The sequence below is a fragment of the Listeria grayi genome (assembly GCF_900638015.1).
Taxonomy (GTDB): domain Bacteria; phylum Bacillota; class Bacilli; order Lactobacillales; family Listeriaceae; genus Listeria; species Listeria grayi.
Window position 1 is genome coordinate 2317774 of sequence record NZ_LR134483.1, and the last position, 15645, is coordinate 2333418.

Annotated in this window: 12 protein-coding genes and 1 pseudogene; 2 read left to right on the top strand and 11 right to left on the bottom strand. The window is 39.3% G+C overall.

Annotated elements, in window-relative coordinates:
• Positions 1–22 precede the first annotated feature (22 nt).
• From EL241_RS11475 to EL241_RS11510, 8 genes and pseudogenes are all read right to left on the bottom strand, one after another.
• Positions 23–550: a GrpB family protein gene (locus tag EL241_RS11475; RefSeq protein WP_232020831.1), complete on the bottom strand. Its 528-nt coding sequence runs from the start codon at positions 548–550 to the stop codon at positions 23–25.
• 26 nt (positions 551–576) lie between these two features.
• Positions 577–1347: a TIGR01457 family HAD-type hydrolase gene (locus tag EL241_RS11480; protein WP_036108188.1), complete on the bottom strand. Its 771-nt coding sequence runs from the start codon at positions 1345–1347 to the stop codon at positions 577–579.
• A 10-nt stretch (positions 1348–1357) separates the two neighbouring features.
• Complete coding sequence (locus tag EL241_RS11485; protein ID WP_036108185.1) at positions 1358–1636, bottom strand: YutD family protein; 279 nt, start codon at positions 1634–1636, stop codon at positions 1358–1360.
• Between the two features lie 17 nt (positions 1637–1653).
• On the bottom strand, positions 1654–3027 hold the full coding sequence (locus tag EL241_RS11490) for a bifunctional metallophosphatase/5'-nucleotidase (protein ID WP_036108182.1): 1374 nt from the start codon (positions 3025–3027) through the stop codon (positions 1654–1656).
• Between the two features lie 23 nt (positions 3028–3050).
• Complete coding sequence (locus tag EL241_RS11495) at positions 3051–4460, bottom strand: DUF4026 domain-containing protein (RefSeq protein WP_126320603.1); 1410 nt, start codon at positions 4458–4460, stop codon at positions 3051–3053.
• A gap of 18 nt (positions 4461–4478) precedes the next feature.
• Positions 4479–5321: a DUF72 domain-containing protein gene (locus EL241_RS11500; RefSeq protein WP_036108178.1), complete on the bottom strand. Its 843-nt coding sequence runs from the start codon at positions 5319–5321 to the stop codon at positions 4479–4481.
• Positions 5322–5509: 188 nt separating this feature from the next.
• A pseudogene (locus EL241_RS11505) lies at positions 5510–5776 on the bottom strand (MFS transporter); the annotation flags it as partial.
• Positions 5777–6032: 256 nt separating this feature from the next.
• Positions 6033–6818, bottom strand: a complete 786-nt coding sequence (locus EL241_RS11510) for an AraC family transcriptional regulator (RefSeq protein WP_126320604.1) — start codon at positions 6816–6818, stop codon at positions 6033–6035.
• Positions 6819–7424: 606 nt separating this feature from the next.
• Between EL241_RS11510 and EL241_RS11515 the strand changes: the two genes are divergently transcribed.
• Both EL241_RS11515 and EL241_RS11520 read left to right on the top strand, forming a co-directional pair.
• Positions 7425–8588, top strand: coding sequence for a restriction endonuclease subunit S (locus EL241_RS11515; protein WP_126320605.1), 1164 nt, complete (start codon positions 7425–7427; stop codon positions 8586–8588).
• A 79-nt stretch (positions 8589–8667) separates the two neighbouring features.
• On the top strand, positions 8668–9597 hold the full coding sequence (locus tag EL241_RS11520) for a site-specific integrase (RefSeq protein WP_036108175.1): 930 nt from the start codon (positions 8668–8670) through the stop codon (positions 9595–9597).
• 69 nt (positions 9598–9666) lie between these two features.
• Here the strand turns inward: EL241_RS11520 and EL241_RS11525 are convergent, their stop codons facing one another.
• The 3 genes from EL241_RS11525 to EL241_RS11535 are packed head-to-tail and all read right to left on the bottom strand — an operon-like array spanning position 9667 to position 15460.
• Entirely contained in the window at positions 9667–10851 is a 1185-nt protein-coding gene (locus EL241_RS11525) for a restriction endonuclease subunit S (protein ID WP_036108173.1), read from the bottom strand.
• The gene (locus tag EL241_RS11530) at positions 10844–12439 is read right to left on the bottom strand and encodes a type I restriction-modification system subunit M (protein WP_036108170.1); all 1596 of its coding nucleotides are present in this window, start codon (positions 12437–12439) and stop codon (positions 10844–10846) included. The genes EL241_RS11525 and EL241_RS11530 overlap by 8 nt, the downstream gene beginning before the upstream one ends.
• Before the next feature lie 33 nt (positions 12440–12472).
• Positions 12473–15460, bottom strand: coding sequence for a type I restriction endonuclease subunit R (locus EL241_RS11535; protein WP_126320606.1), 2988 nt, complete (start codon positions 15458–15460; stop codon positions 12473–12475).
• Between the last annotated feature and the right edge of the window lie 185 nt (positions 15461–15645).

Here is a 15645-nt window from a genome sequence, read left to right on the forward strand (position 1 = left end):
TGATTGATGTCATAAGCTCTTTTTATTCTGCTTCTTTTGACCAAATATATTGCAAAGCTTTGGCTTCATGTGCTTTAATAAATGGATCTTTCGCAAGCGAGTACTTGCCGATATTCGCTGGATACCGCTTCGCTATACTTCGTTTCAGCTCCGCATACTCCTCAGCGATGTTTCTATGCGCTCGTAAATAATTACGAAAGGCGATATGCCGCTGGATCTCGCTGATATTGTCAAATTGATACGCATGGATATGGTATGTCCGCTTCCTTTTCCCTTTTCGGAAATAGCGGCGACCTGGAAGTCCATTTTCCCCAAGCGCTTCATAACCTAAGCGTTCCAAATCTTTTTCCGCATCATCCAGCTTGCTGATTGCTTCTACAATTAGTAAGATATCAATGATCGGCTTAGCTGCAAGTCCTGGAACGGAGGTACTTCCTATATGCAGGATAGCTATTTCATTATCTTTGACGATTTCATGGATAGCTCCGGCCTCACTAGAAAACGAAGTGATCCAATTCGGATCATAGTCGACGATTTTGATTTCCATCATGATACCTCCCTAAAAATTAGTCCTGCTCAAAACTGCCACTCCGATAAATCAGCAATGGCGTATGTAGGCTGCTGTGGCTTTTCCCGTAGTTCTTCTGGTGAAGTAAAGCCGGTATGCACGATCACTGTATCCATACCGTACTGAATGCCGGCGGAAATATCCGTTTCATAATTATCGCCGACCATGATCGCCTGTTCTTTTCCGATTCCGAGGCGCTCCAAGGCCTGCTCTACAATGATAGCTTCGGGTTTACCGATAAACGTCGGCTCTACGCCAGTGGTCAAACTGATCGCGCCCGTGATCGCTCCATTACCGGGCATGAGACCTTTTTCAGTAGGGATCGCTCGGTCGCGGTTTGTAGAAATAAAGGTAGCCCCGCCGCGGATCGCAAGTGCTGCTGTGGCTAATTTTTCATAATTTACTTCCCGGTCCATTCCTACGACCACAAAATCAGGATCCACGGCTTTCTCTTCAAAACCTGCCAGTTGGAGTGCTTCTTTTAAGCCGGCCTCACCGATGACATAGGCTGTTTTTCCTTGATTCAGTTGTGTCATATATTGTGCAGTCGCCAAAGAAGAAGTGAAAATATTTTCCGGTTTTGCCGGGATATCCATGCTATTCAATGTCGCAGCGACTTGTTCTGGTGTTTTGGTCGAATTATTCGTCACAAATAAATGTGGAATGTTTCGAGCCAACAGTTCTTTTACAAAGAGCGGTGCTTCCGGGATTTTTTCTGAACCTCGGTACATGGTTCCGTCTAAATCAATCAAATATGCACCATATGTTTTTGTGATCACTTTACAAACCTCATTTGCCTTTTATTTTTTTCAAAACGAAATAAGCACAGCCAAAATTACAGTATTCATAAATATATTCTTTCAGCGTGCCGATTTTATTATCATAGGCGGCTTTCCGGTTGTTGTCTTCAAAAAAGCCTTTCAGTCTGAGCTGATCATAACCCCAGTCGCCGACAATATAATCATATCTTCCGAGAATATCACTGAAGCGTTCTTCTAACTTTTCCTGATCGAATGCTTCCCGATAGTTCGTTATCAATTCGTAATTGATATTTTGGATGGTGATCATCGGGCTTCCCTCCTCTTCTATCCGTAAATAGCCTTTAGCTTCCATTTTAAAATATCACGCAAAAGCTCCGGTGTATACACTTCTTTTTTAGATACCCGTTTGATGATCGGGAAAAATGGTGCGAATACAAATGTATCATGTGTGGCGATCCGGTATTCTTTTTGCGAATCGATCGATTCACCATTAAATAGCGCCACTTGGTTTTCGGCATCGAAGCTCGCTCCGGGCATCAGGATCTTTCCAAAAAATTCGCCGCGGAAGCCAAAACCTCTTAGCGGCAATTGGACTAATTCTGCTTCTTTTTCTGCAATCGATTGGATCAGCACGGCCAGTTCCACGCCTGTCATCGTCACCACGATCGCATTGAGCGGGTGCGGCAACATTTGATGGATGTCGAATTCTGTAATGGTTCCCGGCTGCCAATCTTTCATAAAGATACCGGCATTGTTTAGAAATGTTTCTGCCCCTGTCCATTCTATCACAGCTTCCGCCATTATATCCGCTATTTTTGAAGTCTGGTACCAATCATGATAAAGAGCTTCTGGGAGGTGGACTACTTCAGCAGATAATTCTGCTTTTCCTTCTTCAAAATATTGCGCGATCATTGCTTCTTTTCCAGCAACATCGGGAAGTGAGGTGGTCGGATAAGTGATCGCCGTTTTTGCTGCGATAGTTTTATCATCATGGAAAGTGATCGTGATCTCGCCCACATACTGTCCCCATTTCCCAGCGGCAGCAAGCAGTGTGTTTCCTACCATTTTACCAGTTTCGAGTAAATGATGCGTATGGCTACCGATGATGATATCGATTTCTGGCAGTACCTCTGCGATCCGTTCATCTGCCTGTAAACCCAGATGTGAAAGCAGAATGATCGTGTCCGTGTCTTTATCTAGCATCGCTAAGACTTTTTGGATAGCTGGAATCGGCTCTTCGATTCCCCAACCTAATGTTTCATAAAACTCGCGAAATGGCGCTGTTGCGCCGAGGATCGCAACTTTATGATCATCGATTTTTTTATAAACGAAAGGCGCCGCCCAATCTGGTCTGATTTGATAATCGAGATCTTCATATAGATTACAGCAGACAACAGGAAATATGGCATCCTCATAGAGTTCTTCTACCTGTTCATGTGCCAACGTCGTCCCTTCATTGTTTCCGATCGTGACGGCATCATAAGGTAGCTCGTTCAGCATCGCTACATTTGCCTTTCCATTCGTTCCTTCCGTCAGCGGGTGGACGCGATCTAGAAAGTCACCGATATCAAAGAATAGTGCGGCTTCTCCAGAAGAATCTGCCTGTTCTCTCTTTGCTTGTAAAAAAGCAATGATCTGCGGCCAATTTTCAAAGTGACTATGGATGTCATTCGTATGCCATAGTGTTAATTTTTTCATTCAGATCCTCCCTTTCCTCGCAGTCAGCTATTTGTGTACGGCAAGAAAAATTGATACACATTATTCGGGTCGTAAAAACTTGTTTCCGAGGAAACCTGCCAGTCCGTCAATTGCTCGAGCGGCACTTCATAAATGCCGTCTTTTTGCATATCACGGAGATAAAATGGCTCATTGATCAGCTTGCCTTTTATTTTATCTTTATAAAGTTCAAGCGGTTCAAACCAGATATGTTCCTTATCGTCCTCTCCTTCTCCAAAAGGAATGCCGAATTTCATTAAAAAGCGATAATCAGGATCAGCCTGTACTTTATTACGGCCAAAAAACCTTTTTTTCGCCGGTTTCGTTTCTGCTTCAAAGATATTTCGGAAATACGGTAGTCTATTTCTAGCTTTATCCGCCATTGTCAGCGTTTCTTTTCTAGTTTTCAAAAACATGAGCGATTGTTGCTCATTAAAGCTTTGGAAAAATGTCTGTAGCTGAGGTTCTGTCTCGATCGCGCGGAAGAGCAGAACAGAAGGACCAGCGTGGTGCTCGTCGCGGTCTGCTAGATCGCCTAAAAATTCTCCTTGCGGTAAGCTACTGGGAAACGCTAATTCTTCAAGATCCGGAATAGATTCGATCAGCGGCGGCTGTTTCACATATTCCAAGCCTACTTCCCAAGGAACGGCAAGCACATACTCCAATCTTTCCGGGGTCTGGACCATAGGCGCCGGCTCCAGCATCACAAACTGCTCATTTTCGATACAGTTATTGACATAAGTACGAATCAAGTCGGAGATCCCATAAAAACTTTCCAGCGGATTCGGGATGATGATCTCCACTTCAGCAAAGCCTAAACGATTAAGTCCGTGCGTGTGGAACCAGAACGACTGCGGTTCTGCACTCTCATTATCATAAACCGAATGAATGATATACAAACTTTCCACATCCGGCATGATATCAGTCTCCGTTTGGAATCCTAGCCAATCTTTGCCGAAAAGCTTGTTCCCAGCGGAAAGGTCACGGCAGATAAGCAGATCCGGTGCGATACAATAAGTCGCGTGCAGCTGGACAGCGTAACTAAGCATGCTGTCTGCTTGAAAAAGTGTTTCCAAATAAATATCCTGCTTCGCCTGCCTTACCGCAGCGAGCGTTTCTTCCATGATCGGTTCCATCCGAAAATAGCTTTCCAAAAATTCTTCCTCTTCCTGCCGCTCCAATAGCTCCAAATAGTATCGATACTCCTCCTGCTTAAACTGGAAATCGATATACATACTGGTTTCAGGCATTACCGGATTTGTTTCAAAGCGAACTTTGGAAAAAAGCGGATATAGTTTAAAGCGCTTTTGGATTTCTTTTAGTGTCATCGCTTGCTTAGGCGTAAAGACAAATGTCGAAGGTGTTTTTTCGAAGTTTCCCGCCTGGATAGCTAAATAATCATTTAATTGTGTCATACTTCGTCTCCTTTTTTGTTAGTCAAACAGATTCATCTGCCGCGGTGCAAGTGTATCGTATTGTACTTGAAGCGCTTTTTCCAATTGCTTGGCATTATCGGCAGCATCTCCGCCGCTGTTATTATTAAAGATCACCACGATCTCTTTCGACGATTTTTCTAAATGCTGGATGTATTTTTTCCACTCTTCGATTTCTTCTTCATTATAGCGATAGAGCGTGCGTACTTCCCGCCAATTCTCGCTGTTACCTTTGAGCCAGCCAAATTGGTTTCGCCCATGGAGTCGCACTAATGTCAGCTCTGGATGTGTCGCCTGCAAGACGATTGGCACCGTTCCGTTCCCGACTTGCGGTTCATCGACGACCGTATGGATAAATTTCAGTTCGGTCAGCAATGCGAGTGTTTTTTCTCGATTAGTCTCAGAATACCAGGATTTATTGCGAAACTCGATCGCGACTGGCAAACCTTCCATATGCTTAGCAATATAGCGTAAGTAAGAGATGTTTTCCTTCGTACAATTAAAATATGGTGGAAATTGAAACAAGACTGCTTTCAACTTGCCCTCTTCACTGATCGGGGCGATCATATCCATAAAAGCACGATACATGGCTTGCTCGGAATCAAAATAATCCTGCCACTCTTTATGCAGTGTCATCGCTTGAAAGGCTTTTACAACAAATCCGAAACCCGCCGGTGTCTGCCGGACCCATTGCGTGGTCGTTTTAGGTGAGGGGATCGCGTAAAAACTCGTGTCTACTTCTACAAGCGGAAAATGAGCCGCATAATCTTCTAAATGCAGTTTCTTTTGATTATTCAGCAGCGTATCATGGTCGCTCCAACCTGTAAGTCCGATAATTACCATTTAAATCCCAACCTTTCTGATTGTTCTCCCTTTTATTATACCTTTTTTTGTGGTGGGAAGCAGGTGAAAAGGTGGATTTCGGAAAAATTTGTTGGAAAATATATAGTTTATGAAAAAACAAACAAAAACTAGGCTGCTTATTTTATCAGCCTAGTTTTAAAAGATTCTTCGTAAAGTTTACTATTTATTTACACCACCGTTTTCAGGATTTTTTTCTCTTTTGGTGTCGTCAGTACCACTGCAAATAGTGATACGAGGCAAAAGCCTACATTTGTCAACAGACCTGCCATTGCTGCCAAGTTGACATTGCCAGTATTTGCAAGGACACCATAGACAGTGGCAGAAATAGCAATCCCAAACGAACCGCCTAGCGAACTAGCCATTTTGTAAATACCAGAAGCGACACCAACTTTGTCTTCTGGCGCATTCGATACAGCTTTATCCGTTGAAGGCGTAATTTCTTCTCGCGCAATTGCTTTTACAATTTCTTTCAATTCGCCAATCGCTAAAATTTGGATAGCATGAGCTAATTCTTGCGCTTCTTTTTGATGCAAAGTAATGGTTTTCTGTTCCAAAAGAGCACGATCCATTTCTTTTTCTAGCTTACTCTCGTGATAATATCCTACTAGTTGAACTAGCAAAGAGGGCGTCAGCTCCAAATCCCGCATCTGATTTTTGACAGGAAGAGATGGTTTTTCTAGCCCATTCTTATTAGCAATCGATCCACGATAAGTAGTTGGCGTCTGCCCAAAACGCTTCTTGAAAATGTTTTTGGCTTGAAAAACCATTTTTAAAAGCAATTTCCGTAATGCTATGGGAAGAATAAATCAGATCTTGCAAAGCATGTTTCAGCCGTACTTCGGTTAAATATTGCAAAAACCCATAACCTGTCACTTTTTTAAAATAACGGGATAGATAGGTACTGCTCAAATATTCTCGGCTGGCAAGTTCATTTAATGTAATTGGTTCGTCATAATGATCCTGCAAACGTTGAATGATTCTGGAAATTCGGCTGTCCCTATTCTTTCTTTCCTCTTTCAGCGATAATTCACTTTTAAAGAATCGTGTGAGTAAAAGCAAGATTTGTAAGAGTGCACTCTCCAGCTCCAACCGATGTTCTGCTTTTTTCTCCATATCTATCATTACGATTTCACTTAAATGTCTACGTAACGATGCAACGATTTTTTCTCTTCCATGATCTAACTCTTTAGAAAAGCATTCAAAAACGCAATGAAAATAATCCACATCATAATGGGCAAAAAATGAATCAGAAATCGTAAGTACAATGACAACATTATCACCATCACTTTGTATTACATATGGTGTGCGCCGATTAATAATCAGAATATCATCTGCTGCTAACTGATAAGTCTGCTCGGCAACCGTTGCAAGTAGCTCCCCTTGGATCACAAAAAGAAGCTTGGTTCCTGGTTCGTCTTCCGAAATATGTGTGCGGATTTGTTTGATGTCAACGTGATAATCATTTGGGATAGACATGACGCTCCACTCCTCAAGTTGAAAGATTGTAAAATGATGAACGTATTTATTTTCTATTTTATCATATTTGGCTTTTGGATATTTTTCGAATTGTTATTTCTGGCAAAAATCAGTTTTTTAAACCCTCCCATTATCATTTCAAATGGAAAAAGACCTTACTTGGCACCTTCCCCATCTTCCAAATAAATCGGAATGAATGGTGATGCCTTATAAGGTCTTGGGGCATCCGCCCTACATGGTTCCTATATTTATCATGTGCGAAGGAAGTTTCCTTGTAAGAAAGTTTATAATGAAATCCATTTGCTGCCGAGCAAACTTGGTCATTTCGTCACTATTTTTTCGAAATTAGCGCATAATTAGCAGCACAGTGGCAGTATGAAATAGGATCGAGTCAAATGTTTCTGTTGCTGAATCGTAAGTTACCGAATTATAAGTAAACCTAGCGCGTATTTTTTGTTGGGGTAAAGGGCATATGCGTATTATATTTGAAGTTTGGGGGATGGTATTTATACGGTTCAAGGTTGCCAATAAATAGTTTTCTTGTAATATTTTGTGTTTTAACTGTTGAAAATTAGTTAAATAGGGGCTGCTTGTTTTTGGGATTTTTTGAAAATATTCTTTAATATTGACAACTGGGAACAGCGTAAGTTGGGGGAACTGGTCCATGGATTCAATTATGGTTTGAACGCAGCTGCGACAAGTTTTGATGGTGAAAATAAGTATCTACGAATTACAGATATTGATGATAGCAGTCATGAGTTCATTCAAGATGGTGTAACTTCACCAGAAACTGATTTAGAAAATGCAGATGATTATCTACTTCATGAAGGGGATATATTATTTGTAAGAACTGGTGCAAGTGTTGGTAAAACTTATCGATACAAATATTCCGATGGAAAAGTTTACTATGCTGGATTCCTAATCAAAGCGAGTATAAAATCTGAATTTGATTCTGAATTTGTATTTCAAAATACATTAACAGATAGATACAACAAGTTCATTAAAGTAATATCTCAACGCTCTGGACAACCAGGTGTTAATGCCGAAGAGTATAGGACATTTCAAATTTTAATTCCTTCATTTGAAGAGCAAAACGAAATTGGAAGGCTTTTAAAAAAAATAGATACGCTTATCGCTCTTCATCAGCGAAAGTTGGAGCTGCTAAAGCAGTTGAAACAAGGGTTTTTGCAGCAGATGTTTGTGCGGGATGGGGAGAAGAAGCCGGTATTGAGATTTGCTGGTTTTGAGAGTGGCTGGGAACAGCGTACGTTGGGAGAAATTACTAACCGTTTTGATAATTTAAGAATTCCAGTTACTGCATCAGATAGAATAGCAGGGACAACTCCCTATTATGGTGCTAATGGAATACAAGATTACGTTGAAGGATTTACTCATAAAGGTGAGTATGTATTGGTAGCAGAAGATGGAGCTAATGACCTGATAAATTATCCCGTCCAATACGTAAACGAGAAAATTTGGGTTAATAATCATGTTCATGTTATACAAGGAATAGACAGAGTCAGTGATAATAAATTTTTAATGAATGCAATTAAGTCTATTAATATTGAGCCATTTTTAGTTGGTGGTGGTAGAGCAAAATTAACTTCTAATATATTGATGAAATTACCTGTTAAAGCACCTGCTTTTTTAGAACAACAAAAAATCGGTACCTTTTTCCAACAACTTGATAACATCCTCGCTCTTCAACAATCTAAAATAGACAAACTAACTACTCTAAAAAAAGGCTACTTAAAAAACTTATTCGTTTAAAATACTTTTCAATAATTAAAAACTTCCCAATAATAGAAATGATGTTACAAACATCAAAAATTATTAGGAGGTTTTTATTTTGGTAAGAAAGAAAAAAGCAGAGCAATTATTTTGTACTTATTTCGAAGAATGGATTGAGTTGTATAAAGTAGGGGCCGTTCGGGATGTTACGCTTCAAAAGTATTATATGACACATCAACGTCTTGAAGAATTAGCGCCACAACTAAAAATTGGTAATTTGGACAGAAAAAGTTACCAAAAGTTATTAAATGATTATGCATTGACTCATGAAAAGCAGACAACGATGGATTTTCATCATCAATTAAAAGGATCCATCCTAGATGCGGTGGATGAAGGATTGATAGCTAAAAATCCAACTAGAAAAATTATTATTAAAGGGCGAAAAGCGCGAGAAAAGAAGCCTAAATTTTTAAATCAATATGAAGTGCAAGCAATGTTAAAACAGTTAAAGCTTACTAACGAAATCAATTGGGACTGGTTTATTTTATTGATAGCTAAAACCGGCCTGCGATTTTCAGAAGCCCTTGCTCTAACCCCTAATGACTTTGACTTTTCAAAACAGAAATTAGCTGTGAGTAAAACGTGGAATTATAAAGGAACAATCGGTGAATTTCAACCCACTAAGAATATTTCTTCTAAGCGTAAAATTCAAATCGATTGGCAGACAGCGATGCAATTTTCGCAATTAATCAAGGAAAGCGATCCAGATAAACCAATTTTTGTTAAAAGTAGAGTATTTAATTCGACAGTAAATAATCGGTTGAAAACTTTGTGTGTGGAAGCTGGTATTCCAATCATTACCATACATGGATTGCGTCATACGCATGCCTCGCTGCTTCTTTTTGCGGGAGTTTCGATTGCAAGCGTGGCAACAAGATTAGGACATTCGAGTATGACTACCACTCAAGAAACATATCTGCATATTATTCAGGAGTTGGAGAATCAGGATAATGATAAGATTATGAGACATTTGGCAATGTTGATGTAGGTAGTTAGTAAAGAGGCCATGAAAAATGATGTACCGATTTTTCATGGCCTTTATTTTGGTTTAATTATTTTAGATGAATAAAGCTTTTAAATAACCTTTTTTTAAGGATTGTAATTGTTCTAGTTTATTGTGGTGAAGAGCGATGGTATTGTCGAGTTGTTGGAAGAAGGTACCGATTTGTTGTTGTTCTTCTTCATTAGTAGTAATAATTAAAGCTTCTTTGATATCATTCGAGTTAATACTATCAAACGTGGATCCTGTAGTATATCGCGCCCAATAACCATTCTCTTTCATCTTTCTAAGCTGTTGAAAGATAAAATCATTCCCTTTGAGTGCTGCAACCCCTCGCCCAATAACCACATCATAATCAGTTTTCCCTATCTCTCCAACTGGTGCTCGAACACTTAAAATTAAATCTCCTTTATTCGCTTGCTTCGTAATTTGGGTAGTCCACACCCTTGGAACAACTCTATTATTTTTCATATCCGCATTTCCCTGAACCAGAATATAATGATTTGGATTTTCGGTGTAATTTTCTGAATTTGGAGATTGTCCCATGGTAAAATCAATCAGTTCCCCTAACTTACGCTGCTCCCACTCCTCCTCAAAACCAGCAAATCTCAATACCGGCTTCTTCTGCCCATCCCGCACAAACATCTGCTGCAAAAACCCTTGTTTCAACTGCTTTAGCAGCTCCAACTTTCGCTGATGAAGAGCGATAGTATCGTCAATCTGCTTAAAGAAGTTTCCTATTCTATTTTGTTCTTTAATATTTGGACACAAGAATTCAAACCCTCTAACTTTACTTAAAGCGAGAAATTTTTGAGTACCACCAGTATTTTCATTTCTGAGATATCTATTAAATACTGGTGATTTTAGAACTTGTATCAAAAACCTATTTAATATATTCTTTTGCTCTTTAATAAGCGCAACATTCTTAATAGCAAAATCATCTCTATCTATTTGTACAGGATTTCCAATAGTTCCTATCATCCCAAATAAAATATCTCCAATATCAACTTTTGATCTTTTATTTATGGATTTAAAATCTTTATCAGAAATGAGAGAGACATCTGATAAGTCTAAACCAAAATCTTTTAGATTTTTTGAAGTCACCAGTGGATATCCGTCATCAAAATACTTAGGAGAATCATGGGTCCCATCTCGAACATCACTTTCATCCCCCAACTTACGCTGTTCCCAATCACCACTAAACCCCTTAAAGCGCAAATCCGGAACCCTTTTCTCACTCACTACGGAACACTCCTTTTGTTGCTTCTATTAAATCCTTCGTTTCCGGAGCTACCGCCAATTCGTTTAGCATAGAAAGAAAATCTGATTCTGCTTGCTTGATTTCGCCATTGATTTTAGTGATTTCTTGACTTACTTCAATAATGTCGATTGGTTCTTCTTCTTCAAAAGTGTCTACATACCGTGGAATATTTAAGTTATAGTCATTCTCTTTAATTTCATCTAACGTTGCTACATGCGCGTACTTCTCCACTTCTTTACGATGAACCACCGTATCCACGATCTTCGCTACATCTTCCGGTCGCAACCGTTTCTGGTTTTTCAGCTTCTCAAAGTCCTTACTGGCATCAACAAACAAAACATCTGATTCCACGCGATTCTTTCTTAAAATCAACACACAAACAGGAATGGATGTGTTTAAGAATAATTTATCTGGAAATCCAATGACAGCTTCAATCTGATGTTTATCAATTAACGCTTTACGAATACGCCCTTCCGCTGCTCCTCTGAATAGCACACCATGTGGTAGAATAATCGCCATTCTACCATTATCTTCCAAGTGATATAGACAATGTAATAAGAATGCATAATCCGCTTTTGTTTTCGGCGCAACTCCGTATTCACGCCAGCGCGGATCATCTTCACGATCTTTATTATTCCAATGAGCGGAGTAGGGAGGATTTGCCGTAACAGCATCAAACATACGCGGGTTATCTTTTCCTTCCACCACACCGTCTGGCCAATCGCTTTCAAGCGTATCCGCATGATTGATACTAACATCATTATATTCCACACCATGCATCATTAAGTTCATTCTGGATAAACGATAAGGCGTCGCATCTTTTTCTTGACCAAAGTATTTGATCATTCCCCGCTTATGCGAGTTCTTCATATAGCTAGCAGTAGTTAACAGCAACGATCCTGATCCGACGGTCGGATCATAAATAGAGAAATGTTCTGCCTCTTCTATTCCAAAAGTTAAAATTTGAGCCATTACATCGGAAATTTCTTTTGGTGTATAATACTGTCCCATGTCAGACGCTAAGACAGTAGCAAATTTAGCCACTAAATATTCATAGATATCTGAAATCGCGTCATCTCCACCTGATAAATCAAATTCCGGGGCAGATAATACTTCAATCATAGAAATCATTACGCTAGCTCGGGCTTGCGCATTGGCTCCTAAGTCTGCACTATCAAAACGCATACCATCAAAAATACCCTCAAAATCACTTTTTGCTTCAAAGGCGATTTGCTGGTTGAAATGTCCAAATGTATCCGTCATTAAACCAATATTAAATTGATCTTCTTCAATGGCTTTTTTCCAATCTGAAAAGAAATTATTTGGTCGTATCGCATAACCAAGGTTCTTTTTCATATAATCTAAACTTCTAGCAGGATCTTGTGAATAAATACTTTCCCACGATTCTCCACGTAGAACACTCTCTAACCATTGAGTAGCTTTTTCGGAAAGATATTTATAAAATAAAATACCAAAAATATAATCTTTATAGGCGGTTAAACCAATTTGTCCTCGCGTTTGATTGAGCATTGCCCACATTTTATTTTGTTGTTCATTAGATAATGCCATGCATGTTTTCCTTCTTTCTAATAAAATCAGTTATTAAAAGGTTTCAAAAAAAGCCAGCAGGGCATCTTCAAATTCGGCCGCCTCAAAGAAACCGATATCTTCTTCTTTTTCGATCGTTCTAACGATATCAGCAAGTTGAGGGTTTTCGATAAGCGTTTGCCCTGGGAGATAAACGTCATAGGCCTCTATTATTCGATTGCTATTGACGTTTTGATCGGCTGCCCATCGCCGAATCTTAAGTTCGCGTCGTTCCGTACGATATTTCTTCCGCATATTTTGAAGGGACTCGGTTGTAAAATGTTTGGTGATTTCGCCAGACTCGATATCATCCAAAATTTCATTGATTTCTTGCCGACTTTCTTCCTCCATTGGTGTAATATGTTTTTCGATTGCTTCTTTATTTGTTTTACTCTTGTCATCCATAAAGGTATTCAAAAGCTCTACTAACATGTCATAATCAATAATTTGGTGGCTATACAACTGAATGCCTACCTTTATTTCGGCTAAATCAGGGCGTTCTTTTTCTGGTAGTCGTACTCGAGCATCGTTTAGACGGGCTTGTAATGCGCCAAATTCTTCGATACTCGAAACATCCAAACGAACCATCTCCCCAGTTGGCTGATGGCTTGAATCTAGTTCCTCGATCTCGCTTCCAAGTTCATAACCTTGTTGCACGAGTCTTTGAATTTTATTTTGAGTGGAAAGTCCTAGATTCACGAACTCTTTCAAATCATTATCTCCACGCGGAATTTGACTAAAGTCAGCTCCAGCAAGCTCTTTTAACCTGATCACAGCCTCTTCTAACTCCAAAATTTGATGGCTTTGAGGCTTAGCCAGTATATCATCATTTTCTAAATCTTTCGGTTCTTGCTCCGCCATATCTTTTTCAGCTTCTTGAAGCGTATCATTCCCACCTTTTGTATAGATAAGCAGGGCATTTTCTACAAATGCTTGCATCTTGTCGCCTTGCCGATAAAAGCGTACTTTTCCATGTGGCTTGCTATTCCGGTCAAGCGTTCGATTGGTACGGGACATCGCTTGAATAAGCATGCCTTCTTTTAGTGCTTTATCCAAGTAGATCGTATTGATATACTTAGAATCAAAGCCCGTAAGAAGTTGATCGGAAACAATCACTAGATCAAGTCGATCTTCTTCATTGCCTTGATTATAAGGCTTTTTACGTGCGAGTCGCTTAGTAATGTCTAACATGTACGCACGAGCAGGATCCCTTGCATCCAAAATGCTCGGAACATTATATTTTTCAGTATAATCTTTAATCGCTTTTTTGAGCGCCTCGTTTTGTTCTTTGGTACCATATTCATTAGACTCATCGCGAGAAAAAGTCATCGCAACGTTGAGATGCGGTGCTTTTTCTTTTAAAATATTGTAATAATGAATGACAGCTTGTTTTCCAGAAACGGCGAGCATCGCTTGAAAAGCATTTTCCTTACGTCTACCGGCAATTAACACGCCACTCGAAGTTTTTTGCCAATTATCAAGGATATCTTGAACGACCTCTTGTCGGTAGACATCACTTTGATAAATTTCCTTTTCATAATCTTTTTCCGTAAAATCATCTATTGGATTTTCAACAACCCAGTGCGGTTTGAAGTAAGTTACATCAAATCCTAAAACGTTTCCATCACCGATTGCATCTTTTATAGAATAGGTATGCAGTCTTTTTCCGAAAATATCATGAGTGGAAATTTCACGTGTCGTTTTAATGTCGTTTATTTCATCGCTATAAAAGTTCGGCGTTCCAGTGAAACCGAACCAACTTGTTTTTTTGAAGGCTTTTTTTATTAATTGGACCGATTCACCGCTTGCACTTCGATGCGCTTCATCCATAATAATAACGTTCCAATCGTCATTTACTAACCCGTTTTTCACTGCTTTTGTTAGCCCTTGCACAGAAATCAATAAAATTTGTGAGGCGCCTTTATGTTTTAACTCACGTTTAAGTTCATACCCATTGACTTTTTTTATACGCTTTTTAAAATGGATATAAGCAAAGTCTTTGAAATTTTCCAGTGTTTGATCAATAAGATCGACCCGATCCACAATGAACAACACATTTCGAATTCTTGGGGCAGATGCTAATAGCTGTGCTACTTTAAAAGATGTAACTGTTTTCCCTGAACCAGTAGTATGCCAAATGTATCCACCCTCTTTTTGGATAAGTCCACTGGCTTCCATCTCTTTCATTCGTTGTAAAATTTGACGTGTAGCTTGAATCTGATAACTCCTCATAACCATCAAATTGTCATTTGAAGCATCTGGTATCATATTAACAGTAATCAACCGATGTAATGCAGGAATCCCCATCACTTGATGCACAAACTCAAATGCGTCTGTTATATCTTTGTTATGTTCATCTCGCCAACCAAAGACAAAGCTCTTATTATAATTCTCTATTGCATTTGGCCTAGCAAAATAATGTGCGGAGTGTTGACTTAAAATAAATTGCACCTGAACAAAAGAAAACAGTCCCTGATATAATCCATCCCCATGATAACCTTTGAGCTGTTCAAAAGCCCGCCATTGATTTTGCAGATGCTCGTCTTTCTCCTCAATATGACACACTGGTATTCCATTTATAAGTAGTGCAAGATCGATAATACGCTTTGTTGTCAATCCTTTAGGCAACTCATCAAATGTTATTTGGCTGACTACTTCGTAACGAGAGCGTCCCCCCGCCACATCATCTTCGTAGAAAATCTCCACTTCCAAACTCGACCCATCATCACGAGTTACAGGAATCGAGCCCACTCCACCAGCTCCGACTAATAGAAGTTGTGCATCATAAGGTGTACGAATCCGTTGTAATTCTTGTAAGAGCAATCCAAATTCGATATCAGACAATGGTGTACCATTTAACTTGTGAGCATTCGTTTCATTTAAAACTTCCCGCCAATGGCTCTCAATTCTTTTTATACTGACATTAGACAGATCTTTTCGATACGTCCAACCTTCAGCTTCTAGTTTTTTGATCAAAGCTGCTTCAAACTTTGCTTCTGCCAATTACATCCTTCCTTTCTATAGCTAATAGTGGAATTCTTTATAATTTGAAGTGTTCGTTTTCGCTTGTTTTAACTTACGCTTAGCTACTGCGAGAGTTAACTACACCATTTATTATAGCACGATTAGCTAAATAAAATTTTAAAAAATTAAGAAAAACAGCCCAAAATATTAATTTACTTTACACA